Origin of the sequence: Streptomyces siamensis, from assembly GCF_039543605.1 — a bacterium.
In the GTDB taxonomy this organism is placed as follows: domain Bacteria; phylum Actinomycetota; class Actinomycetes; order Streptomycetales; family Streptomycetaceae; genus Streptomyces; species Streptomyces siamensis.
Genome location: NZ_BAABKB010000009.1, coordinates 40,607 through 64,044, shown reverse-complemented (window position 1 = coordinate 64,044; position 23,438 = coordinate 40,607). Strand labels below are relative to the sequence as shown.

Sequence of the window (23,438 nt, the reverse complement as noted above, 5' to 3'; positions counted from 1 at the left end):
GGGCCGTGAGCGCGGGCCGGTGAACCGAAGGGGGCTCCCCCGGTCAGCGGGCGGTCTGGGTGTGCACGTACTCCACGAGACGGGTCAGGGCGTCGGGGTTCATGCTCGGCAGAACGCCGTGGCCGAGGTTGAAGACATGACCTTCGAGACCGGCGGCGGCGTCGAGCACCTCGCGGGTCTTGGCCTCCACGGCCTCGGTGGAGGAGAACAGCACCGCCGGGTCGAGGTTGCCCTGGAGGGCCTTGCCGGGGCCGACGCGGCGGGCGGCCTCGTCGAGCGGGACGCGCCAGTCGACACCGACCACGTCGGCGCCCGCCTCGCCCATGAGGCCGAGCAGCTCACCGGTGCCGACGCCGAAGTGGATGCGCGGCACGCCGTACCCGGCGACGGCGTCGAAGACCTTCGTGGAGGCGGGCATGACGGACCGGCGGTAGTCGGCGGGTGCCAGGGCGCCGACCCAGGAGTCGAAGAGCTGCACGGCGCTGGCGCCGGCCTCGATCTGCACCTTCAGGAAGGCGGAGGTGATCTCGGCGAGGCGGTCGAGGAGGTCGGCCCACAGCTGCGGGTCGCCGTACATGAGCGCCTTGGTGTGCTCGTGGTTCTTGGACGGACCGCCCTCGACGAGGTAGCTCGCGAGGGTGAAGGGCGCGCCCGCGAAACCGATGAGCGGGGTCGGGCCGAGCTCGGCCGTGAGCAGACCGATCGCCTCGGTGACGTAGTGGACGTCCTCGGGGGTCAGGTCGCGCAGCTGGGCGAGGTCGGCCCGGGTGCGGATCGGGTTCTGGACGACGGGGCCGACGCCCGGCTTGATGTCCAGGTCGACGCCGATGGCCTTGAGCGGGACGACGATGTCGCTGAAGTAGATCGCCGCGTCCACGTTGTGGCGGCGGACCGGCTGGAGCGTGATCTCTGCGACCAGCTCGGGCCGCATGCAGGACTCCAGCATGGGGATGCCCTCGCGCACCTTGAGGTACTCGGGCAGTGAGCGACCGGCCTGCCGCATGAACCACACCGGCGTGTGCGGCACGGGCTCGCGCCTGCACGCCTTGAGGAAGGCGGACTCGTACGTGGCTGTCGGCTGCTGCCCGGCGGGGCTGTGGTTGGCACTCACGACGGAAAGTCTCGCACGGCGCACGGGCGTCCAGGTCCCGGGCTCCGCCCTCCCCCGGCCCGGTGCGGGTCCCCGGCGCACGGCGCGCGGGCGGGCGCGTTCGCGCGGAACGATCCGGACAGTGGTCCCGCGCACGGGTGTCTCTCCCTGCGCGAAGGCTCCGTTCCCCTTAATCTTCCCCGCATGGCTGCGGCTCAGGGACGACTGTCGGACGGCGCTGGCGGAATGGACGACGCGAAGGAGGGGGACCGGAATGCGGTGGAGACGGCTCCCTTGCCCTTCCGGGCGGCCGTCGACGCGCTGAGGGCCGCACGACTGCGGCCGGAGATCGAGATCGACCCGACGCGTCCCCCGCAGCGGCTGGCTCCGCACGCGTACGCGCTGGAGGCGGCGGTCGTCGCGGACGACGAGGACCTCGCGGACGGCCGGCTCGTCCTGCTGCACGACCCCGCCGGGCACGACGCCTGGCAGGGCTCCTTCCGTCTGGTGACCCTGATCCGCGCGGAGCTGGAGCCGGAGATGGCCGCCGATCCGCTGCTGCCCGACGTGTGCTGGTCGTGGCTGACCGGCGCGCTCCAGGCACGCGGCCTGTCGTACGGCGAACCGAGCGGCACGGTCACGCGTGCGAGCTCTCACTACTTCGGCGGCCTCGGTGAGCGCCCCGCCGCCTCGCAGATCGAGATCCGCGCCTCGTGGACGCCCCGCGAGGGACGAGGTGGCGTCCCGGACACGGCGGCGCACCTCGCGGCGTGGTGCGACCTGCTGTGCCAGGTCGCCGGGCTCCCGCCGGCCGGGCCGGGCGACGGGTCGATCGTCACCCTTCCGCAGCGCCGGGGCCCGCAGTCCCGCTGAGTGCGTCTCCGCCCTCGTCGTGAGCCGTCGCGCCGCGGCCACGCGGGGCCGGCTCCGCAGCCGTGCCACGCTTCGGGGCGGCTCCGCCACGCCTTCCCGTCGGCGTGGTGCGTACCGGTGCCGTCAGCGGTGACCCTGCCCGCCGGGCCTCGGCCCCGCACGCCGACGCGCCCGTCTCTCACCGCACGCTTACCGGTTCTTTGTCGATACGGCCACTTTCGGCCGTGATTTGACGCGGATCGACTCGGTTCGATCTTCGGATGATCGATCGCGTGTCCGAATTGCACGGATTGTTACTCACCAAATCGTGATCATTCTCTAAAGGACAAGGGGTTTGGTGCCGAAGACGTCTGTGACCTTGAAAGCACGGTTCGTCCCGGCTCCATCCCCAGAGCCGGTCCCGTCCCGCACCCCAGGAGGCCTGGTGTCCGTTCTCCTCGAGCAGCCCGCAAGCCTGGTCGCCTACCGCCCCAACAAGCCGACCGCCATGGTGGTCGTGGCCGACCCCCGGGTCCGCTCCACCGTCACCCGCCACCTGTGGGCGCTCGGAGTGCGCGACGTCATCGAGGCGTCGTCCGTCGCGGAGGCCCGTCCCCGAATCGGCAACCCGCGTGACATCTGCGTCGCCGACGTCCATCTGCCCGACGGCAGCGGGCTCACCCTGCTGTCCGAGACCCGAGCCGCGGGCTGGCCCAACGGCCTCGCCCTCTCCGCCGCCGACGACATCGGCGCCGTACGCAACGCCCTGGCGGGCGGCGTCAAGGGCTATGTCGTCACCGGCACCCGAACGAACGTCGGGCTCCCCACCCGGCCCGGCGCCGCACCGATCGGCTCGGCCGCCGCCCGTATGCACCGCCGCCCCCCGGGTGCCCCGAGCCACCCGGGCGGCTACCGCGAACTGTCCGGACGAGAGGTCGAGGTCCTTCGACTGGTCGCGGAGGGCCAGTCGAACAAGGCCATCGGCGTCTCCATGGGCCTGTCCGCGCTGACCGTCAAGAGCCACCTCGCGCGCATCGCCCGCAAGCTCGGCACGGGCGACCGCGCCGGGATGGTGGCGGTGGCGCTGCGGACCGGCATCATCCACTGAACCCCGCCCCGACCCCAGCCGTCCCCCACCCGTGAACCGGATGTTTCACTGACCTGACTGGTTTACGACCCTCAGACGCCCGTCGACGGAACGTTCCGTCGGCGGGCGTTGTCCATACACGGATACCCTTGACAGGTGACCGACGCCCAAGAGACCGCAGCAGACAGCTCACTGCGAACCACCGGAGGCGCCCCTCCGGACGACGTCGAATCGGCGCCGATCCCTTTGCTTGAGCCCCGAGACGGCATTCCGCCCGTGATCGCCGACGACGCCTCGCTCGCGCGGGTGATCGCCGCCTTCGCCGCCGGATCCGGCCCCGTCGCCGTCGACGCCGAACGCGCGTCCGGGTACCGATACGGCCAGCGCGCCTATCTGGTGCAGCTGCGCCGCGAGGGCGCCGGGACCGCGCTGATCGATCCCGTCGCATGCCCCGATCTGTCCGGCCTCGGCGAGGCGATCTCCGGCGTGGAGTGGGTGCTGCACGCGGCCACCCAGGACCTGCCCTGTCTGCGCGAGATAGGCATGGTCCCCACCCGGATCTTCGACACCGAGCTGGCCGGCCGGCTCGCCGGGTTCCCCCGGGTGGGCCTCGGCGCCATGGTCGAGAGCGTGCTCGGTTTCGTCCTGGAGAAGGGACACTCCGCCGTCGACTGGTCGACCCGCCCGCTGCCCGAGCCCTGGCTGCGCTACGCCGCGCTCGACGTGGAGCTGCTCGTCGACCTGCGCGACGCCCTGGAGAAGGAGCTCGACCGGCAGGGCAAGCTGGAGTGGGCCCAGCAGGAGTTCGACGCCATCGCGCAGGCCGAGCCCGCCCCGCCGCGCAAGGACCCCTGGCGCCGTACGTCGGGGATGCACAAGGTGCGCCGCCGCCGGCAGATGGCGGTCGTACGGGAGCTGTGGGAGGCCCGGGACCGCGTCGCCCAGCGCCGGGACGTCTCGCCCGGCAAGGTCCTCGGGGACGCGGCGATCGTCGAGGCGGCGCTGGGCATGCCCGTCAACGTGCACGCCCTCGCCGGGCTCAACGGCTTCGGACACCGCATGGGGCGCCGCCAGCTGGAGCAGTGGCAGGCCGCGGTCGACCGCGCGAGGGCGCTGTCGGAGGCCGAGCTGCCGCAACCGGGTCAGCCGGTGACCGGCCCCCCGCCGCCGCGCGCCTGGGCCGACAAGGACCCCGCCGCCGCCGCGCGGCTGTCCGCGGCCCGCGCCGCGGTGTCCGCGCTGGCCGAGGAGCTCGGCATGCCGCAGGAGAACCTGATCACGCCGGACACGGTCCGCCGGGTGTGCTGGGAGCCGCCCGCGGCGCCGGACCCGGCGTCCGTGGCCACCGCGCTGACCGGGTACGGGGCGCGGCCCTGGCAGGTCGAGCAGGTCGCTCCGGTGCTGGTGACGGCGCTTTCGGCGAAGGCCCCCAAGGGCTGACGACCACCGGGGCCGAGGCGCCCCGGCCCCGGGGATGTCCGGGGCCGCGGGCCGGGCCGCGGACGGCGGCCCGGCCCGCGTTCATTTCGTCGCCCCCCGGGTGAAGCCGTTGTAGATGAACCGCTGGAGGAACAGGAAGACGATCAAGGTCGGCAGGATGACGAGCACCGCGCCGGCCGAGATCGTCTCCCAGTGCGCCCCGAACGGCCCCTTGAAGCGGAACAGCGACGTCGAGATCACGCCAAGATCCTCGGACGGCATGTAGAGGAAGGGGAGGTAGAAGTCGTTGTAGACGGTGATCCCCTTCACGATCACGACCGTGGCGACGGCGGGCCTGAGCAGCGGCAGGATGATCTTCCAGTAGATGGTGAAGGCGTTGGCGCCGTCGAGGCGCGCGGCCTCGTCCAGGGAGACGGGGATGGACCGGACGAACTGCAGGAAGATGTAGATCGAGACGATGTCCGTGCCCATGTAGAGCACGATCGGTGCCCAGCGGGTGTCGAACAGGCCGAAGCCGTCGACGATCTGGAAGGTCGCGACCTGTGTCGTGACGCCCGGTACGAGCGTGGCGATCAGGAAGAGCGCGACCACCAGCTTCTTGAAGCGGAACGTGAAGCGGTCGATCGCGTACGCCGCCATCGAGCCGATGATCACCGTGCCGGTGACGGAGAAGAGCAGGATGAAGGCCGTGTTGCCGAACGCCGCCGGCATCCCGCCGTCCCGGAACGCCGTCACGTAGTTGTGGAAGTTCAGGAAGTCGTCGGGCGGTGCGAGCGCGCCGCTGCCGTCCGCCATCTCCTTCGAGGACTTGAGGGAGGTCAGCAGGACGACGGCGAGCGGAAGCAGCACGACGACGGAGGCGACGGCGAGCGACAGGTACGTGAGAGTGCGGGCGGCCCGGCGACGGCCCGCGGGTGTGGTTCCCGGCGGTGTCATACGAGATCCACCTTGTCGTCCGGGACGAGGCGCCGCTGCACCCACGTCACCGCGAGGATGATGAGCAGCAGCACGACCGCGGCCGCCGAGGCGAGGCCCGTCTTGTTGAACTGGAAGGCCAGCTTCACGGTCTGGATCACGAAGGTCTCCGTGCCGGTCGCGCCTCCCGTCATGATGAACGGCACGTCGAAAGCCGACAGCGAGCCGGAGATGGAGAGGATCACCGAGAGGCTGAGGACGGGCTTGATGCCGGGCAGGACGATGTACCGGAACTGGTGCCATCGATGGGCGCCGTCCAGCTCGGACGCCTCGTACAGCTCGCCCGGGATCGACTGGATCGCGCCGAGGAACAGCACGAAGTTCAGACCGGTGTAGCGCCAGACGGAGACCCCGGCCAGGGAGGTGTTGGCGGACACCGGGGTGCCGAGCCACGCCCGGTCGGAGTGGTGTCCGAACAGGCCGAGGACGGAGTCGAGGGTGCCGCCGTCCTGGAAGAAGTAGAGGAAGACGAAGCCGATCGCGACGCCGTTGACGAGGTAGGGGAAGAAGAGCACGCCCTTGAAGAAGTTCCGGAAGCGGACGTCGAAGCTCAGGATCGTCGCGAAGTAGAGGGCGACGGCGATCTGTACGACCGAGGCGGCCAGGTAGTAGCCGCTGACGAAGAACACCTGGAACAGCTCGGGCCGGGTGAAGAGTTCGACGTAGTTCTCGGCGCCCGTGTAGTGCAGGTCGGGGCTGACGCCGTCCCAGTCGGTGAAGCTGTACGCGATCATGTTGGCGACGGGCGCGTACGTGAAGGTGATCAGCAGGGCGAGCGGGGCGGCGAGGAAGAGCCAGGGGGTCAGGCCGCGCCACAGGCGTACGCCGCGTGGGGCGCGCCCCCGGGCGGCGGGCGGCGGGGCCGTCGCGGGCCGCGCCGCCGTGCCGGGGGCGTCCGTCATCACGGTCCCGGTGTCGTCGCCCTTCATCAGGACCCGGACCCGACGGTCCCGGCCGCCTCGGTCCAGCGCTTGCCGAGGTCTTTGAAGAAGTCGTCGAGGCTGCCCTTCCTGGCGCCGCGGGCGAGGTCGACGAGGTTCTGACGGTAGTCGGGGGCGTAGATGCCGACCTCGGACTGGTTGTCGATGGCCTTGACGGTGGCTCCGTCGGTGTCGTCGAGCTCGATGAACCTCACGCCCGCGTCCTGGTACGGCTTCAGCACGTCCGGCAGCGGCGCTCCCTTGACCGGGGAGAGGGTCAGGTTGTCGTCCGCGTAGCCCGACCGGTCGGTGAACCAGTCGATCCAGGCGCGGGCGGCCTCCTTGTGGGCGGAGTGGACGTTGACGGCCTGGTTGTAGTCGGGCGCCACCACGGCGCAGAACCTGCCGCCGACCTGGACGGGGAAGGGCATGAAGCCGATGTCGTCGGGGTCGGTGCCGGCCTGCTCGGCGGCGGCCCGGAACTGTGTGATCGCCCAGGAGCCGAGCCACATGGTGGCGATGTCGCCCTTCGCCAGCCGGGGTTTGGAGCCCTCCCAGTTGGTGGTCGTCGGGTCCTTCTCGGCGAGCCCGTCGTGGACGACGTCGTAGAGCAGGGTGTCGGCGACGCGCAGATCGGCGCCGTCGGCCCAGGGGTCGCCGTCGGCGAGGGCGGTGGTCGCCCCGGTGTCGCAGCTCGGCGACCCGTTGGCGGACGTCCACGACGTGAGCGGCCACTTGTCCTTGAAGTTCGTGTAGTACGGGACGGCCTTCGTCCTGGCCTTGATCGCCCGGAGGTCGTCGACGAAGGCGGCCGGGGTGGTGGGCCAGTCGGTGATCCCCGCGTCCTTCCAGACCCGTTTGTTGTAGACGAAGCCCGGGGTCACGCCGATCGGGCTCTGTCCGTAGACCTTGCCGCCGACCGCGGTGAAGTCCGTGAAGCGGTACTTCCTGGAGCGCTCGGCGGCCGTGCCGAGCGAGGCGAAGAACTTGGGGTAGTCGCCCTTCTTGATCACGGCCGGGATCATGAGGACGTCGCCGTAGTTCTCCGTGTTCATGCGGATCTTGACCTCACCCTCGTAGTCGGTGACGGCCTCGAACTCGACCTGGACCTTCGGGTAGGTCTTGTTGAACTCGGCTGCGTACTTCTTCATCGTGCCGTCCTGCACGAGATCGGTCCGCTGGGTGAGGACCTTGATGGTCCCGGACACCTTGGCGGGGTCGTCGGGGGCCTTGGCGTCCGCGCCCTTCGACGCGCCTCCGCTCCCCGTGCAGCCCGCGGCCAGCAGTGCGGCGGCGAGCAGTGTTCCGGCGAATGACGTGCGGCGGTTCATCTGCACCAGCTCCGTTCACCTCGGTTGGCTGGTTCGGCACTCTGACAGCCGCCGCTAAACCGGTAAAGTCACTATTCCGCCAACGATTCCGAAATCTTTCGCAGCCACTGGTGTCTACTGCCTCAACCGGTTTAGGGAGTACGCATGCTGGACGTCACACCGCTCACCGAGGGATGGACCCTGCGGCACGAGGGAGCCGCACTTTCGGCCGCGGTCCCGGGCTGTGTGCACACCGATCTGCTGGCGGCGGGCGTCATCGCGGACCCGTTCCTCGGCCGCAACGAGACCGAGGTGGCATGGGTGGGCCGGCGGGACTGGACCTACGACGTCGCCCTGCCCGCCACATCCGGCCACGAACAGACCGACCTCGTCTTCGACGGCCTGGACACCGCCGCACAGATCCGGCTGGACGGACAGCTCCTCGGCTCGGTACGGAACATGCACCGCTCCTACCGTTTCGACGTCACCGGGCTCGGCGGCCCGCTCTCGGTGCACTTCACCTCGGCGTACGGCGCCGCCGAGGCGGTGCGGGACCGGCTCGGCGAGCGGCCGAGCGCCTATCCCGAACCCTTCCCGTACCTGCGGAAGATGGCCTGCTCCTTCGGCTGGGACTGGGGGCCGACACTGGTCACCGCCGGGATCTGGCGCCCGGTGCGGCTGGAGCACTGGTCGACCGCGCGGATCGCCCGGGTCCGGCCGCTGGTGACCGTCGAACGGGGCGTCGGACGCGTCGAGCTGGCCGTGGACGTCGAGCGGACCAGGGTCGAGGCCGGCCTCACCGTGGAGGCCCGGGCCGGCGGGGTGCGGGCCTGCGGGACGATCGACGGCACGTCCGGGACGGTCCTGCTGGAGATCCCGGGCCCCGAGCTGTGGTGGCCCCGCGGCTACGGTGAACAACGCTTGTACGACGTCGAGTTGACGTTGAGCGACGCACACGGTCCGCTCGACGCGTGGCGCCGCCGCATCGGCTTCCGCACGCTGGAACTGGACCGCCGCGCCGACGCCCACGGCAGCGGCTTCACCTTCGTCGTCAACGGCGTCCGGCTCTTCGCGCGCGGGGTGAACTGGATCCCGGACGACGCCCTCCCGTCCCGGATCACCCCTGAGCGCTACCGGCACCGGCTCCGCCAGGCCGCCGCCGCGGGCGTCGACCTCGTGCGCGTGTGGGGCGGCGGCATCTACGAGAGCGAGGACTTCTACGACGCCTGCGACGAGCTGGGGCTGATGGTCTGGCAGGACTTCCCCTTCGCCTGCGCGGCGTACCCCGAGGAGCAGCCGCTGCGCGGCGAGGTGGAGGCCGAGGCCCGGGAGAACGTCGTACGGCTGATGCCGCACCCCTCGCTCGTGCTGTGGAACGGCAACAACGAGAACCTGTGGGGCTTCAAGGACTGGGACTGGGAACGGCGGCTGGCCGGGGACTCATGGGGCGAGGGGTACTACCTCGGGCTGCTGCCGCGGGTGGTGGCCGAGCTGGACCCGACGCGGCCGTACGCGGCGGGCAGCCCGTGGTCCGGCTCCTGGGACCACCACCCCAACGACCCGGCGCACGGCACCCACCACTCGTGGGAGGTGTGGAACAGGACGGACTACGCCGACTACCGCCTCCATGTCCCGCGCTTCGTCGCCGAGTTCGGCTGGCAGGCACCGCCCGCCTACGCGACGCTGCGCCGCGCGCTCCCCGGCGAGGCGCTCGCCCCCGACTCCCCCGGCATGCTGCACCACCAGAAGGCCGACGACGGGAACGGCAAGCTGGAGCGCGGACTCGCCCGCCACTTCCCGCCGCCCGAGGGCGACTTCGACCGCTGGCACTACCTCAACCAGGTCAACCAGGCCCGTGCGGTGGCCGCCGGGATCGAGCACTGGCGCGCGCACTGGCCGGTGTGCGCCGGCACGGTCCTCTGGCAGCTCAACGACTGCTGGCCGGTGACCTCCTGGGCCGCGATCGACGGCGACGGACGCGCCAAGCCGCTCTACCACGAGCTGCGGCGGCTCTACGCGGACCGGCTCCTGACGTTGCAGCCCCGGACCGGCGGGCTGGTGCTCGCCGCGGTCAACCAGTCCGCGCAGCCCTGGCGGGGCACGGTCAGGCTGCGGCGGATGTCCGTCGAGGGCGTGACGACGGGCGAGACGACGCTCGACCTCTCCGCCGCCGCACGCGCGGTCGGCGAGCTTCTCGTACCGACCGAGTTGCGGCCGGCCGGGCCGAAGGAGTTCCTGGTGGCCGACGCGGACGGGCTGCGGGCCCTGCACTTTCCCGTGCCCGACCGTGAAGTCCCCTACCCGAGTCCCCGTTTCGACGTCACGGTCGCGCCGGGCGCGGTGACCGTGACGGCGCACACCCTCGTACGGGACCTGCTGCTCCAGGCGGACCGCCTCGACCCGGCGGCCGAGGCCGACACCGGCCTGGTCACGCTGCTTCCCGGCGAACGGGTCACGATCGGCGTACGCGGCTGGGAGACTCTGGACGAGCGGGCCGAGACGGCCGCCCGATCCGCCCTGTACTGCGTGGAGCCGACCCGATGACGACAGTGCCGACCCCCCGCGTCACCATCAAGGACGTCGCGGCGCGCGCCGGGGTCTCCAAGGGCGCGGTGTCCCTCGCCTTCAACCGCAAGCCCGGCCTGTCGGACGCCACCCGCGACCGGATCTTCGCCGCGGCCCGGGAGCTGGGCTGGGCGCCGAACCTCACCGCCCGGTCGCTGTCCAGCCAGCGGGTGGACGTGGTCGGGCTCGCGATCTGCCGGCCGGCCAAGCAGCTCGGACTCGAGCCCTTCTACATGGAGTTCATCTCCGGGGTGGAGGGTGTGCTGACCGAGCGTGCGTGCTCGCTGCTGCTGCGTCTCGTGCGGAACCTGGAGGAGGAGGTCGGTCTCCAGGAGGCCTGGTGGAAGGGGAAGCAGATCAGCGGGTCGATCCTGGTCGACTTCCGGGCCGACGACCCGAGGGTCGCCGCGGTGGAGCGGCTCGGCATGCCGGCCGTCGCCGTCGGCCATCCGTCGCTGACCGGCTCCCTCACGTCCGTGTGGACCGACGACGCGACCGCCGTCACCGAGGCCGTGCGCTATCTCGCGGCGCTCGGACACCGGCGGATCGCCCGGGTCGGCGGTGCGGCACCCCTCGGTCACACGACCATCCGCACGGCGGCCTTCGACGAGGCGGCCCGGACGCTGGACCTCGCCGGGTCCTGGCAGGTGGCGACCGACTTCTCGGGCGACGCCGGGGCGCGGGCCACGCGCTCGCTGCTGTCGGCCGCGCCGCCGGACCGGCCGACCGCGATCGTGTACGACAACGACATCATGGCGGTGGCCGGGCTCTCCGTCGCCTCCGAGATGGGGCTGAGCGTGCCGGGCGACGTCTCCCTGCTCGCCTGGGACGACTCCCAGCTGTGCCGGCTCACCCATCCGACGCTCTCCGCCATGAGCCACGACGTGCACGGCTTCGGCGCGGACGTGGCACGGACCCTGTTCGGCGTGATCACCGGCGAGGAGCCCGCGTCGCACCCGGTGCCCACCCCGGTGCTGACGCCGCGGGGGTCGACGGCACCGCCCGGGGGCGGCTCACGGATGTGACCTTCGCCGCTCCCGCCTCCGGGGCTGGGCAGCATGGTTACCCGCAAGTAGCATGAGGGGGTGAGCGCGCGCTCAGTCGCGTGCGACGCGCAGCAGTGCCATCCCGCATCTGGAGGAGAGCCATCGTGCCTCGTACCGTCAGGGACGTCGTCTTCGTCGACGGCGTCCGCACCCCGTTCGGCAAGGCGGGCCCGAAGGGCATCTACCACGAGACCCGCGCCGACGACCTCGTCGTGAAGGCCATCCGGGAGCTGCTGCGCCGCAACCCCGGCCTGGACCCCAAGAAGATCGACGAGGTCGCCATCGCCGCGACCACGCAGATCGGTGACCAGGGTCTGACGCTGGGCCGCACCGCCGGGATCCTGGCCGGTCTCCCCCAGTCGGTGCCCGGCTACTCCATCGACCGCATGTGCGCGGGCGCGCTGACCGCCGTCACCACCACTGCGGGCTCCATCGCCTTCGGCGCCTACGACGCCGTCATCGCCGGCGGTGTCGAGCACATGGGCCGCCACCCGATGGGCGAGGGCGTCGACCCGAACCCGCGGTTCGTCAGCGAGAAGCTGGTCGACGAGTCCGCCCTGTTCATGGGCATGACCGCCGAGAACCTGCACGACCGCTACCCCACGATCACCAAGCAGCGCGCCGACGAGTACGCCGTGCGCTCGCAGGAGAAGGCCGCCAAGGCGTACGCCAACGGCAAGATCCAGCAGGACCTGGTGCCGATCTCGGTGCGCAACACCAACGCGGAGGTCGGTGAGACCGGCTGGGGCCTGGTGACCGCCGACGAGCCGATGCGTCCGGGTACCACGCTGGAGAACCTGTCCGGCCTGAAGACCCCGTTCCGCGTCCACGGCCGTGTCACGGCCGGCAACGCGGCCGGTCTCAACGACGGTGCGACCGCCTCGATCATCGCGTCCGAGGACTTCGCCCGCGAGCACAACCTGCCGGTCAAGATGCGCCTCGTCTCGTACGCCTTCGCGGGCGTCGAGCCGGAGGTCATGGGCTACGGCCCGATCCCGGCCACCGAGAAGGCCCTCGCCCAGGGCGGCCTGTCGATCGACGACATCGGCCTCTTCGAGGTCAACGAGGCCTTCGCCGTCCAGGTGCTCGCCTTCCTGGAGCACTACGGCATCGCCGACGACGACGCGCGCGTCAACCAGTACGGCGGCGCCATCGCGTTCGGTCACCCGCTGGCCTCCTCCGGCGTGCGTCTGATGACGCAGCTGGCCCGCCAGTTCGAGGAGCAGCCGGAGGTCCGTTACGGCCTCACCACCATGTGCGTCGGCTTCGGCATGGGCGCCACGGTGATCTGGGAGAACCCGCACCACAAGGACGCCGGAGGCGAGAAGTGAGCACCGCTGAACTCCTGAAGGGCGCAGCCGAGCTGTTCCCCGACGAGGTCGTGACGTCCGCGAACGTACGCCACCTCGACCTGCCCTTCGGCGCCGGGCGCTTCGCGCTCATCACGCTGGACAACGGCTTCGACCACACCAAGCCGACCACCTTCGGCCCGGCCTCGCTCGCGAACCTGAACGCCGCGATCGACCAGGTCGAGGCGGAGGCCGCGGCCGGCGACATCGTCGGCGTCGGCATCACCGGCAAGCCGTTCATCTTCGCGGTCGGCGCCGACCTCAAGGGCGTCGAGCTGCTGAAGAAGCACGAGGACGCGCTCGCCATCGGCAAGGGCGGCCACGAGGTCTTCAAGCGCCTGTCGGCGCTGGCCGTCCCGACCTTCGCGTACTACAACGGCGCGGCGATGGGCGGCGGCGTCGAGGTCGGTCTGCACTGCACCTACCGCACGGTGTCGAAGGCCCTGCCGGCCTTCTCCCTGCCCGAGGTCTTCCTGGGCCTGGTCCCGGGCTGGGGCGGCTGCACGATCCTGCCGAACCTGATCGGTGCGGACAAGGCCGTCTCGGTGATCATCGAGAACTCGCTCAACCAGAACAAGCAGCTCAAGGGCAAGCAGGTCTTCGAACTGGGCATCGCCGACGCCCTCTTCGAAGGCGCGGACTTCCTGGAGCAGTCGCTGCTGTGGACGGCCTCCGTCCTCAAGGGCGACATCACCGTCGAGCGTCCCGAGATCGACCGCGGCGAGGCCTGGGACCAGGCCGTCGCCAAGGGCCGCTTCATCGCCGACGGCAAGGTCCACGGTGCCGCTCCGGCCGCGTACCGCGCGCTGGACATCATCGCCGCGGCCAAGGACGGCGACCTGCAGAAGGGGTACGACGCCGAGGACGTGGCGCTCGCCGACCTGATCATGGGTGGCGAACTCCGCTCCGGCATCTACGCCTTCAACCTGGTCCAGAAGCGCGGCAAGCGCCCGGCCGGCGCGCCGGACAAGAACCTCGCGCGCCCGGTCACCAAGGTCGGCGTCGTGGGCGCGGGCCTGATGGCCTCGCAGCTCGCCCTGCTCTTCCTGCGCCGCCTGGAGGTGCCCGTCGTTCTGACGGACATCGACCAGGAGCGTGTCGACAAGGGCGTGGGCTACGTGCACGCCGAGATCGACAAGCTGCTCGGCAAGGGCCGCATCAACCAGGACAAGGCCAACCGCCTCAAGGCACTGGTCAGCGGTGTGCTGGACAAGGCCGAGGGCTTCTCCGACGCCGACTTCGTCATCGAGGCCGTCTTCGAGGAGATCGGCGTCAAGCAGCAGGTGTTCGCGGAGGTCGAGGCGGTCGCCCCGGCGCACGCGATCCTCGCCACCAACACCTCCTCGCTGTCGGTCACCGAGATGGCCTCGAAGCTGAAGAACCCCGAGCGGGTCGTCGGCTTCCACTTCTTCAACCCGGTCGCGATCCTCCCCCTGCTGGAGATCGTCCGCGGCGAGCAGACGGACGACGCCTCGCTGGCCACCGCCTTCGCCGTCGCCAAGAAGCTGAAGAAGACCGCAGTCCTGACCAAGGACGCCCCGGCGTTCGTGGTGAACCGCATCCTCACCCGCTTCATGGGCGAGATCCAGAACGTCATCGACGAGGGCACCCCGGTCGAGATCGCCGAGAAGGCCATCGAGCCCCTGGGCCTGCCGATGTCCCCGCTGGTGCTCCTGGAGCTGGTCGGCCCCGCGATCGGTCTGCACGTCTCCGAGACCCTCAACCGGGCCTTCCCGGACCGCTTCACGGTCTCCGAGAACCTCGCGGCCGTCGTCAAGGCGGGCAAGCGCGGCTTCTACGTCTACGACTCCGGCAAGCCGGAGCTCGACCCCGAGGTCGCCGCGCTCCTCAAGCAGGGCGATGTCGTCCTCAGCGAGGAGCAGGTCCGCGCCCGTGTCCTCGACGCCGTCGCCCAGGAGATCGGGCTCATGCTCGACGAGGGTGTCGTCGCCGAGGCCCAGGACATCGACCTGTGCCTGATCACCGGTGCCGGCTGGCCCTTCCACCTGGGCGGCATCACGCCGTACCTGGACCGTGAGGGTGTCTCCGAGCGGGTGAACGGCAAGAGGTTCCTGGAGCCGGGAGTCGCCAGCGTTCCCGCGTAGCGCTCTGTCCTGCGCCGGTGCCCCGCACGCCTGTCGGTGTGCGGGGCACCGGCCGTTCTGCCCCGCTCTTGGCGTCCTCGGACCTGGGGGCTCCGCCCCCTGGGCTGGAAAGCCGGCCACTCCGGCGATCGACGAGCGACGAGACCGGACTGCGCCGTCCGGCGGGCGGAGTGCACCAGCCCGTCCGGCGATTGAGGACGAGGCCGTCAGGCCGATCGGGGGGCCGGGGGCGGAGCCCCCGGGGATGGGACGGGCAGGGGCGGAGGGGGCGAACGACGGCTGTCAGACCGGGCGCCAGGCCTCCAGGGCCAGGCCCGGTTCGGACTTGCGGCGGGTGATGAGGAGTTCGCCGGAGCCGGGCGCGAGGCTCGCCGCGACCACACGGCCGTCCTCGTCCTCCGCGAGCGAGACGACCGCGTCCCCCGGCAGTGCGGGCCCGGACTCGGTCCACCACGCCCCCGCGGCCTCGTCCTGCGTCGGGTACGCGGCGAAGACGACCCGTCCGCTCGACGACCGCTGCGCGAGCAACGTGCAGTCGTGGCCATCGAGTTCGCAACGGATCGCCGCCACGGGGCCGGGCCCCGCACTGGCGAGCACCCGCAGGGGTTTCCCGCCCGCCCGCCAGGCGCACAGGTCGCCCGACTCATCGGTGTAGAAGACGGTGGTGGAGTCGGGGGAGGTCGCGAGCGCGCGGAGTGTGCCGGGGCGGACCGGGGCCTCCAGCGCCTCGTCCAGGACCGGCTGCGCGCCGGGCTCCGGCTGGCTCCAGTGCAGGATGCCGTCCGGCACGGCGGCGTACAGCTCGACCCGGCCGGACTCCCCCGTCACGGCCGCCAGTTCGTCCCGTACGTCATGTCCCTCGAGGTCGCGCCACGGGCCCCAGCCGCCCTTCTCCTTCTGGGCGACCATGCCGACCCCGCCGCCCTTGTTGCGCACGAAGACATGGGCGCGTCCCTGGGCGTCGACCGCGACGGCCGGCGGGCCGGTCCGGCCGCCCGTCCTGTCGGGATGCCCGATCGGGTGCCAGTCGAGGGCGGCGAGACGCGGCCGGTAGTGCGTCGAGTGGACGAGGCCGGACTCGTCGCGGACCGTGGGGCGCCAGGAGACGAGGTGGGCGTAGCCGTCGGCACCCTGGCCGACGGCGAGCACGGGGTGCAGGCGCTGGTCGCCGCCCACGGTGCGCGCGGGGTCCCAGGGGCCGCCGGGGCCGCGCTCCGCCCGGCAGCGGACGGCGGCCTCCGACAGCAGGTACGCACTGAGCCTGCCGTCGCGGCCGCGTATGAGCCAGTCGCCGTTCACCGGTTCACCTTAATCGGGGCGGGCCGTCCGCGGCGGCCCGCCCCCGCCCGAGTAAGCCGCTCACAGACGCTTGGCGCTGCGGAGCAGACCCGCGTAGAAGCCGTTGCCGTCGATGCGCGAGGCGCCGCCCTTGTCGCCCATGGTCGGGCCGTTGACCTCCTTGCGGCTGGAGATGAAGACACGGTGGCCGTCGGTGTCGACGCCGAGGTACAGGGCGACGTGGTCGAGGTGGTTGCCGGTGCGGTGGTCCATCTTGAAGAAGAGGAGGTCGCCGGGCTGGACCACGTCGATGTTCTTGGGACGCGTGTACCAGGGGGAGGGGCCGGAGAGCTTGATGATGTCGACGCCCACCTTGGAGCGTGCCATGCCGTCCGCGCTGCGCGGCAGCCCGTCGCCGATCGTGTTCGTCGCCATCAGCGGGTAGCGGGCCCGGTAGCCCCACACCATGCGCATGAAGCCGGAGCAGTCCAGGGCGCGGTAGCGCTCCTTGCGGGCCTGCATCGTGGTGCCGTCACGGAAGGTGTAGTTCATGCCGAGGTAGTCGTAGAAGTCGTTCTGTTCGAGGCGGTCGACGCCGTCCTCCTTGAACGGGCCGAAGACCGCGTCGCCGGCGTAGGGGACGCCCTCGTCGTCCTTCTTGACCGGGGCACCCTGGACGTACTGGAAGGCGAACGCGAAGATGTCGTCCTCCTCGCTGCCGTAGTACTGCTTGAACCAGTCCTTGAACCACTTCTCCTTCTCGGCACCCTTGCGCCACGCCTCCGGCATCAGCCGCACCCAGTCCTCCGTCACCACCCGGGACTGCGTGTTGGCGGGCTCGGTGAAGGTGCGGGAGGGGCCCCTGAGGGTCGCGGTGCGGGCGCCGTCCGTGAAGGTGGCGAGGATCTCGCCGTCCTTGCCGCGCAGCACCGAGCGCGTCGGGTTGTTCAGGCGCTCCCAGGTCTGCTTCCCGGTGGCCTTGCCCGCCGAGTTCTCCAGGTCGGGCTTGTCGGTCACCGACTGCACGGCCGGGACCTTGGCCTCCGCGTCCTTGCGGAGTTCGACGGTGAAGTACGCGCTGCCCGCGAGCAGTGCGAGGACCGTGGCCGCGTGCAGGACGGGGCGGCCTTTGCTCTTCGGCATGGTGAAGGCTCCAGAGGTTCCGAGTGGGCAGCGGGCTCAGGCGGTCGGCATGGCGCCGAGGAGGATTCCGGCGGTCAGCACGACGTAGGTGGCGAGGGTGACCGAGCCGGTCGACAGCAGGGTGGCTCCCTTGGGCTGGCGCACGAGCTGGTAGCCGATGAGGCCCGGGACGATGAAGCCCAGGGTCTGGTTGGCGTACAGCAGCGGGAACTCCATCTGGAGCACGATGATCACGGTCGCCTGGATCAGCACGCCGGTGAGCACCACGGCCGCGAAGAGCCGCTTGCCGTAGAGGATCACGACGCGCTGGAGGAGCAGGGTGGTGACGTACGTCAGGACGGTCACGCCGATGACGAGGGCGGCGCGCTGGAGGTCCTCGATGAGGGTGAGCGCGAGCCAGCCCGGGGTGATCATGCCGCCGGGCGAGAGGTTGGTCGTCAGGTAGCAGATCAGCGAGAACATCAGGCCCAGGCCGATGCCGATCGCGGCGATCTCGGGGGTGAGGACGGAGGGGATCAACGGGGCTCTCCCGGGCTGTGCCACTGCTGCTGGTCGTCGGCGGAGGGTGCGGGGGGTACTCGGGGCTCGAACAGGCCCCGGGACGGGGGCGGTTCGGCGGGGCCGGGGGGCGGTAGTGCGGCGGGGCCCGGCTCGATCGCGGGCCACTGCTCCCTGGTCCGCTCGGGGTACCCCTGCCGCGGCTGTTCGGGGACCGCGGGGCGCGGGTGCGCCTGCCGGCGGCCCTGCTCCCAGGAGGCCGGTTCGCCCTGCGCGTGGTGCTGCTGGGGCTGGTTGTGGTGGGCCGGTTCCTGGTGCTGGTGCGTCCGGGACTGGTGCTGGTGTGTCTGGACCTGGTGCTGGTGTGTCTGGGCCTGGTGCTGGTGTGTCTGGGCCGGGTACGGGTGCTCGGCGGTGCGCGGCACCGGGACGGCGGCCGTCTGGGGCGCGTACCGCGTCTCGTACGCCTCGGAATAGGGCTGGTACGGGTCGATGCGCGGGGCGTACAGCTGCATGGTCTCGACGTGCTCCGGCACGCGCGCGGGCGTCTGCCGTGCGCCGGTTCCGTCGTCGGTGGGCCCGCCGCGCTGGTCGGCGGACTCGTCGGGGGTTTCGTCCGCGGGCAGTTCGGCGAGGTGCTCCAGCAGGTGCTCGCCCTGGCCGTGGATGTTGCCGATGGCCACGAGGGAGGAGTCGGAGCCGAGCCTGCCGATCAGCTGTCCCATGAACTCCTCGGGGTCGCGGCGGTCGCCGCCGAGGTCGACGGCGCGGTCGCGGTACGCGGCCGGGATCGCGTCGATGGCGCTCTTGGCCGGGTGCCCGATGACGAAGACCTGCTCGGGGTCGAGCTGCGGGATGATCTCGCCCATCTGGCCGTTGCGTTCGACGCGGTCGGGACGGCAGTTGATGACCACGTTGAGCGGCCGGTGGATGGCGCCGAGGTCGAGCAGCTGGTTGATGTTCATCAGCGTCGACTCGGGGTCGTTGGCCGCGAAGACGTTGGCGAAGCGCAGCCGCTTGCCGTCCTCGGTGACATACCGCTCGACGGACAGGACACCGGGGTCCGGCGGCGCGTCGTACATGCCCTGGAGGGCGGTCTGCCGCTCCACACCGAGGAGTTCGGCGACGGTGAGCGCGATCGCCACGTTCTCCTTGAAGGTGAACCAGCTGAAGCCGCGCAGCTCCTCGTCCGTGACGGAGTCGGGGTCGGCGTAGATCAGCTTGCAGTCGCGGGAGTCGGCCTCCTCCTGGAGGATCGCGAAGCGTTCCTTCTCCGCGGTGATGCAGATGCCGCCCTCCGGCATGGACCGGGACAGCGAGCGGGCCACGTCGTCCAGGGTGGGGCCCATCTCGGCGAGGTGGTCCTCGCGGACGTTGCAGAGCACGCCGATGGTGGAGCGGATCAGCTTGGACTGGTTGATCTCCTGGAGCGCCGGCATGACGGCCATGCACTCGATGACCATGGCGTCCGGGTTGTACGCGGCCGCACGCCGGACGATGCCGATCTGCTCGACGACGTTGGCGATGCCGAACTTGCGGTAGACCGGCTCCTCGGTGGCGTCGGGGTGGATGAACCGGGCCGCCGTGCCGGTGGTCTTCGCGACCGTGGTCAGCCCGCCGCCGCGCAGCGCGCCCGCGCACAGACGGGTGATGGACGACTTGCCGCGGATGCCGTTGACCAGCACCCGGGTGGGGATGTTGTCCAGGTTGGTGAAGTGCCGCCGCTGCTCGATGACGCCCGCCACCAGCAGGATCACGCAGCACACCAGCAGAACGGTGTAGAGGAAGAGCACCGGTGATCAGTTCCTTACGTGCTGCTCGTGCGGGGCCCCGGGGGAGCTCCGGCGCGGCGTCGACTGCTGTTTGCGCTGTTCCTGGAGTTGCTGGCGGACGAGCTCCAGGGAGCGGGTGACGGCGCCGACCTCGTCGTGGTTGCGTGGGAAGAGGACGGTCTTGCGGTCGCCCTCGGCGAGTGCCTCGGCCTGGCCGGCCAGGACCCGCAGCGGGCGGGCCACCACGATGTGCATCCAGCCCAGGCAGGCGGCCGCCGCGGCGGCGCCCAGCAGCCCGGCGAGCATCGTGCGGTGCTGCACGTCGTACTCCGGGATGGCGAGGCGGTCGGCGGGCTGCCAGCTGACGACGGTCCAGCCGAGGGCCTTGGCCGGGCCGCCGCCGACGAAGGGGGCCGCGGCCGCGATCTGCACGCCGTTCTCGCGGTACAGGACGCCGGCGGCGTGCGCGGACTTGCCGACCTTCTGGTTGGACGCGGAGACCAGGTCCTTCAGGCGGTCGTTGGGCAGCGACTGGAAGGCGATGTATCCGGTGTTGCCCGCGATGACATGGTTCTTGTCGTCGACGAGGCGGACGACTCCGAGGCCCGGCCGCTTGAGCAGCGAGTTGAGGAAGTCGATGCGGAACTCGCCGACCAGGGCGGCGCCGTCGCGTCCGGGGATCTCCGCGGTGCCGACCACGAGGGGCTTGGTGCTGCCCTGGCCGAGCAGCTGGATCGGGTCGGCGGTGGCGGGCTTGGACCGGACCTCGTGCGGCTTGCCGCCGGACCGGGCGATCACGTCGCCGGAGGTGTCGACGACGTAGAGCGACTGGTAGCGCAGGTGCTGGTTGAGGGTGCGGTCGAGGACCTTGGTCATGTCGGCGGGGGTGGTGCGGTCGCCGATCAGGGTGGCCACGGACTGGAGGTCGGCCTCGCCCTCGTTGAGCGCCCGGCGGACCCGGTCGGTGAGGGTGTCGGTGCGCTCGCGCTGGTCGTTGACGATCTGCTGCGGCACGACGACGGTGCCGTCGGCGCGGTTGAGGGCGAGCAGCAGCGGCGCCGACCAGGCGAGCAGCAGGACCGCGCAGACGACGAGGAGACCGCGGCTGCCGATGCGGCGCAGGCCACGCGGGCGCGGCGCGGGCTCGCCCTGTCCGGCGCTCTCGCCGAGCAGCTGGCGGCGCAGTCGTTCCAGGGCGGTGCCGATGCGGCGGGCCTCGCCGTAACGGGGGACGCTCACCGGGCGGGTGAGGTCGCCGCGGGTGAGGCGGCGGGACTCCAGGAAGAGCCGGATGAGGGGCCGCTGCACCGTGCCGAGCAGGACGGCGACGGCGATGCCGCCGACCAGCAGCAGGGCGCCGCCCGCGACGAGGCCGAACAGCGGCGAGGTGGTCCGGGTGGGGTCCTCGGCGACCTTCACCATGGAGACCACGCTGAGACCCAGGTTGGTCGCGGTGGTGGTCTCGCCGGGTTCGGGCGCGGTGAGGCTGGCGTAACCCGCGACGGAGCGGTCACTGAGCCAGCGGCCGCCGAGCAGGCTGCCGCTCACGCCCTGGTAGCCGCCGGAACCGGGCTCCTTCGTGCTCTGGGGGTGCCGGCCGGCCTTCTCGGCGACCTTCTTGGCGAAGGCCTTGAGCTGCTTGTTCGATGCGGCGACCTCCTGGCGCTGGAGGTCGGTGAGCACCTGCTCGGGCTCCGGGATGCCGTCGCTGCTCAGGATCGTTCCGGAGCGGTCCACGACCGCGATGGAGCGGAACTGGCCGAGGCTGATGCCGGGGAACTTCAGGCTGTTGGAGGCGACGAGGAGCAGCTGCGGCCTGTCCGGCCACGACAGCAGGGCGAAGGACAGCAGTCGGACCTCGCCGTTCTGGAGCCGGACCATGCGGGGCGCGAGCCCGTCCTCGCCGCTGAGCGAGGAGCGGTCGAGGGAGGTCAGCGGGACGGTCTCGCCGCGGGTGGCGACGAGCTTGCCCGACTGGATCTCGATGACCGCCGTACCCATCCACTTCTGGTACGTGTTGCCCAGTTTGTCGAGCACGGTGTCGCCGGAGACCGGGGAGCCGGCGCTGAAGAGGGCCGCGGAGCGGTTGAGGTCGGTCACCGACTCGTCGATGGACGCCCGCAGGGCGATCGCGCCGTCCTCCGCGAAGTGCTGCTGCGACGTCTGGACCGCCTTGGGCAGGGCCGCGTCGTCGACCCGGCCGAGCACGAGGGCGGTGATGCCCGCGAGGGACAGCAGGAGCACCGAGAGGATCGCGATGGGCGGACGTATGCCGCCGAGTAGCGACATGTCGGCTCGGCGGCGGGCACGGTGCTGCCGAGCCGGGGGCGATGGCGCCAACGGAGGGGTCCTCTCAGGCGGTTGTACGAGCGGCGGGACGCATGGAGCGGCCTGCATGCGGGTGCGGGCGGGTGGTGCGGGCGTGACACGGAGACTCGGATGAGAAAACTGGGTCTCCGCGCGTCAGACCGGCGAGGGCAGATCAAAGTTGCACGATTTGAACGTGATCTGCGCTACACGAGGTTTCATGCGATCACACTCGGGCATGAGCGATCGATTCCGCTTCGGGCGGGTTCAGTTGGCCGCTTCCGGGGACCTCGACGCACGTCCGGTCCGGGTGGCATACGGTCACACACGCAGCGAAACGGAAGAAGAACACCTGATGTCGACATCGCGCCCGGCCCGCCGGAGTGCCGGGGGCCGGGCGCGGTCCGGACGTCGCGCGGGCGCGGTCAGTCCGGCAGCTCCGTGAGGGGCTTCAGACCGTCCTTGGCCGCGCCGCGGTTGAGCATGGTGCCCTCGGTCCGCTCGTAGGCCAGCCGGAGACGGGCCCGCTCCTGGTCCGTCAGGTCGTCGCGCTTGAGCTCGGCGGCCACGTCCAGCAGCCGGTAGTCCTGCACCTGGCCCTTCTTCGGCTCCACCGCGGTCTCGCCGGTGGTGACGTCCGGGTCCGGCGGGATGTCCACGAGGGTCGGCTCGTACCGGGCCTCGACGTCCCACTTGCCGCCGCGCTCGGTGAAGGTGAACCAGCCGATCACGCCCTCCTCCGTCAGCCCCGTCGGCACGTCGTGCCGGGCGACCTGGTTGCCGAGGCCGTACGCGATCCACGTGCCGTCGACCTTCTCCATCGGCTGCACCACGTGCGCGTGGTGCCCGATGACCAGGTCGATCCCCGTCTCCCGGGCGAGCTGGCGGGCGAACTTGAGCTGCGGCGTCGAGGGGTTCGGGTGGTGCTCACGCCCCCAGTGGATGGAGAGGATCACGACCTCGGCGCCGTCGGCGCGGGCCCGCTTCTCGGCGGCCTTGATGCGGCCCAGGTCGTTCTGGTTGACCAGCCACGGCTTGACCTTGGGCAGCTGGTGGGCGTTGAAGCCGAAGGCGAAGGAGATCTGCGCGACCTTCACACCCTTGACGTCCATGATCAGCGGGGTGAGCGAGTCCTTCTGGGTGCGGAAGGAGCCCGTGTGCTTCAGACCGACCGAGTCCAGCGTGTCGAGCGTGCGCTTCACACCCTCGTAGCCGTGGTCGATCGAGTGGTTGGAGGCGGTGGAGCAGGTGTCGTATCCGATGTCCTTGATCGTCCCGGCGATCTGCGGCGGCACGAGGAAGTTGGGGTAGCTCTCGAAGGGGCCGTTCGGCTTGCCGATCACCGGCTCCATGTGGCAGATCCCCAGGTCGGCCTTGCTGATCACCGGCTTGATGCCGGCCATCAGCGGTCCGAAGTCCAGACCGTGCACGCCCTTGCCGGTCTCCTTGGCGTCCTTCTTGGCCTGGTCGATCAGCTGCGGGTGGATCAGGATGTCTCCGGCCGCGGCCACCGTGAACGAGCGTCCGCCCCCCTTCGACGAATCGCCCGAGTCTCCCCCTCCGACGAGACCGCATCCCGCCAGTGCGGCGACGAGGGCGAGCGGGGTCAGCAATGCGGGCAGGGTGCGGCGGCTACGACGTCTGGTCACCGGGATATCTTGATACAACCATGAAGGCATTCCGGGCCAGAACGATAACGAT

Annotated in this window: 17 protein-coding genes; 7 read left to right on the top strand and 10 right to left on the bottom strand. The window is 71.0% G+C overall.

Translation table 11 applies throughout. The features are described from left to right. Positions 1-43: 43 nt before the first annotated feature. Positions 44-1,111, bottom strand: a complete 1,068-nt coding sequence (hemE, locus tag ABEB03_RS16165) for a uroporphyrinogen decarboxylase (protein ID WP_345648489.1) — start codon at positions 1,109-1,111, stop codon at positions 44-46. A 183-nt stretch (positions 1,112-1,294) separates the two neighbouring features. On the opposite strand from hemE, the gene ABEB03_RS16160 reads away from it, so the two are divergent. From ABEB03_RS16160 to ABEB03_RS16150, 3 genes are all read left to right on the top strand, one after another. Continuing rightward, complete coding sequence (locus tag ABEB03_RS16160) at positions 1,295-1,963, top strand: DUF3000 domain-containing protein (protein ID WP_425589244.1); 669 nt, start codon at positions 1,295-1,297, stop codon at positions 1,961-1,963. Between the two features lie 424 nt (positions 1,964-2,387). After that, a complete protein-coding gene (locus ABEB03_RS16155; protein ID WP_019073943.1) occupies positions 2,388-3,050 on the top strand; it encodes a response regulator transcription factor in 663 nt (220 codons plus the stop codon). A 135-nt stretch (positions 3,051-3,185) separates the two neighbouring features. Beyond that, complete coding sequence (locus ABEB03_RS16150) at positions 3,186-4,469, top strand: ribonuclease D (RefSeq protein WP_345648483.1); 1,284 nt, start codon at positions 3,186-3,188, stop codon at positions 4,467-4,469. Positions 4,470-4,550: 81 nt separating this feature from the next. Here ABEB03_RS16150 and ABEB03_RS16145 read toward each other — a convergent pair whose 3' ends face one another. Genes ABEB03_RS16145 through ABEB03_RS16135 form a run of 3 tightly spaced genes read right to left on the bottom strand, consistent with a single transcriptional unit; the run spans position 4,551 to position 7,695 of the window. Continuing rightward, positions 4,551-5,405 carry a carbohydrate ABC transporter permease gene (locus ABEB03_RS16145; protein ID WP_345648480.1) on the bottom strand — a complete coding sequence of 285 codons (855 nt, stop codon included), beginning with the start codon at positions 5,403-5,405 and terminating at the stop codon, positions 4,551-4,553. After that, complete coding sequence (locus ABEB03_RS16140) at positions 5,402-6,346, bottom strand: carbohydrate ABC transporter permease (RefSeq protein ID WP_425589248.1); 945 nt, start codon at positions 6,344-6,346, stop codon at positions 5,402-5,404. The genes ABEB03_RS16145 and ABEB03_RS16140 overlap by 4 nt, the downstream gene beginning before the upstream one ends. 26 nt (positions 6,347-6,372) lie before the next feature. Continuing rightward, entirely contained in the window at positions 6,373-7,695 is a 1,323-nt protein-coding gene (locus tag ABEB03_RS16135; RefSeq protein ID WP_345648474.1) for an extracellular solute-binding protein, read from the bottom strand. A 144-nt stretch (positions 7,696-7,839) separates the two neighbouring features. Here ABEB03_RS16135 and ABEB03_RS16130 point away from each other — a divergent pair, with 144 nt between their 5' ends. The 4 genes from ABEB03_RS16130 (at position 7,840) to ABEB03_RS16115 (ending at position 14,739) form a co-directional block, all read left to right on the top strand. Further along, positions 7,840-10,218 (top strand): glycoside hydrolase family 2 protein, encoded by a 2,379-nt coding sequence (locus ABEB03_RS16130; protein WP_345648471.1) that lies wholly within the window; start codon positions 7,840-7,842, stop codon positions 10,216-10,218. Beyond that, a complete protein-coding gene (locus ABEB03_RS16125; RefSeq protein WP_345648467.1) occupies positions 10,215-11,264 on the top strand; it encodes a LacI family DNA-binding transcriptional regulator in 1,050 nt (349 codons plus the stop codon). Before ABEB03_RS16130 ends, ABEB03_RS16125 begins: the two co-directional genes overlap by 4 nt. 125 nt (positions 11,265-11,389) lie before the next feature. Next, positions 11,390-12,616 (top strand): thiolase family protein, encoded by a 1,227-nt coding sequence (locus ABEB03_RS16120; RefSeq protein ID WP_345648464.1) that lies wholly within the window; start codon positions 11,390-11,392, stop codon positions 12,614-12,616. Next, positions 12,613-14,739 (top strand): 3-hydroxyacyl-CoA dehydrogenase NAD-binding domain-containing protein, encoded by a 2,127-nt coding sequence (locus tag ABEB03_RS16115; protein WP_345648461.1) that lies wholly within the window; start codon positions 12,613-12,615, stop codon positions 14,737-14,739. The genes ABEB03_RS16120 and ABEB03_RS16115 overlap by 4 nt, the downstream gene beginning before the upstream one ends. A gap of 282 nt (positions 14,740-15,021) precedes the next feature. On the opposite strand, the gene ABEB03_RS16110 is transcribed toward ABEB03_RS16115, so the two are convergent. The 6 genes from ABEB03_RS16110 to ABEB03_RS16085 all read right to left on the bottom strand — a co-directional run bounded on the left by ABEB03_RS16110 (position 15,022) and on the right by ABEB03_RS16085 (position 23,386). Further along, a complete protein-coding gene (locus ABEB03_RS16110; RefSeq protein ID WP_345648457.1) occupies positions 15,022-16,038 on the bottom strand; it encodes a PLL family lectin in 1,017 nt (338 codons plus the stop codon). Between the two features lie 60 nt (positions 16,039-16,098). Beyond that, the gene (locus tag ABEB03_RS16105; protein ID WP_095937219.1) at positions 16,099-17,160 is read right to left on the bottom strand and encodes an NlpC/P60 family protein; all 1,062 of its coding nucleotides are present in this window, start codon (positions 17,158-17,160) and stop codon (positions 16,099-16,101) included. 36 nt (positions 17,161-17,196) lie between these two features. Next, positions 17,197-17,679, bottom strand: coding sequence for a poly-gamma-glutamate biosynthesis protein PgsC/CapC (locus ABEB03_RS16100; RefSeq protein ID WP_028802192.1), 483 nt, complete (start codon positions 17,677-17,679; stop codon positions 17,197-17,199). After that, a complete protein-coding gene (gene pgsB / locus ABEB03_RS16095; RefSeq protein WP_345648446.1) occupies positions 17,676-19,451 on the bottom strand; it encodes a poly-gamma-glutamate synthase PgsB in 1,776 nt (591 codons plus the stop codon). Before pgsB ends, ABEB03_RS16100 begins: the two co-directional genes overlap by 4 nt. A gap of 6 nt (positions 19,452-19,457) precedes the next feature. Next, positions 19,458-21,719: a HAMP domain-containing protein gene (locus tag ABEB03_RS16090; RefSeq protein WP_345648443.1), complete on the bottom strand. Its 2,262-nt coding sequence runs from the start codon at positions 21,717-21,719 to the stop codon at positions 19,458-19,460. Between the two features lie 443 nt (positions 21,720-22,162). Continuing rightward, positions 22,163-23,386 carry a CapA family protein gene (locus ABEB03_RS16085; protein ID WP_425589243.1) on the bottom strand — a complete coding sequence of 408 codons (1,224 nt, stop codon included), beginning with the start codon at positions 23,384-23,386 and terminating at the stop codon, positions 22,163-22,165. Positions 23,387-23,438 lie beyond the last annotated feature (52 nt).

Coding starts and splice junctions, on each gene's coding strand:
- ABEB03_RS16160 (WP_425589244.1), top strand. CDS start 1,295: ATGGCTGCGGCTCAGGGACGACTGTCGGACGGCGCTGGCGGAATGGAC.
- ABEB03_RS16145 (WP_345648480.1), bottom strand. CDS start 5,405: ATGACACCGCCGGGAACCACACCCGCGGGCCGTCGCCGGGCCGCCCGC.
- ABEB03_RS16140 (WP_425589248.1), bottom strand. CDS start 6,346: ATGACGGACGCCCCCGGCACGGCGGCGCGGCCCGCGACGGCCCCGCCG.
- ABEB03_RS16135 (WP_345648474.1), bottom strand. CDS start 7,695: ATGAACCGCCGCACGTCATTCGCCGGAACACTGCTCGCCGCCGCACTG.
- ABEB03_RS16130 (WP_345648471.1), top strand. CDS start 7,840: ATGCTGGACGTCACACCGCTCACCGAGGGATGGACCCTGCGGCACGAG.
- ABEB03_RS16125 (WP_345648467.1), top strand. CDS start 10,215: ATGACGACAGTGCCGACCCCCCGCGTCACCATCAAGGACGTCGCGGCG.
- ABEB03_RS16105 (WP_095937219.1), bottom strand. CDS start 17,160: ATGCCGAAGAGCAAAGGCCGCCCCGTCCTGCACGCGGCCACGGTCCTC.
- ABEB03_RS16090 (WP_345648443.1), bottom strand. CDS start 21,719: ATGTCGCTACTCGGCGGCATACGTCCGCCCATCGCGATCCTCTCGGTG.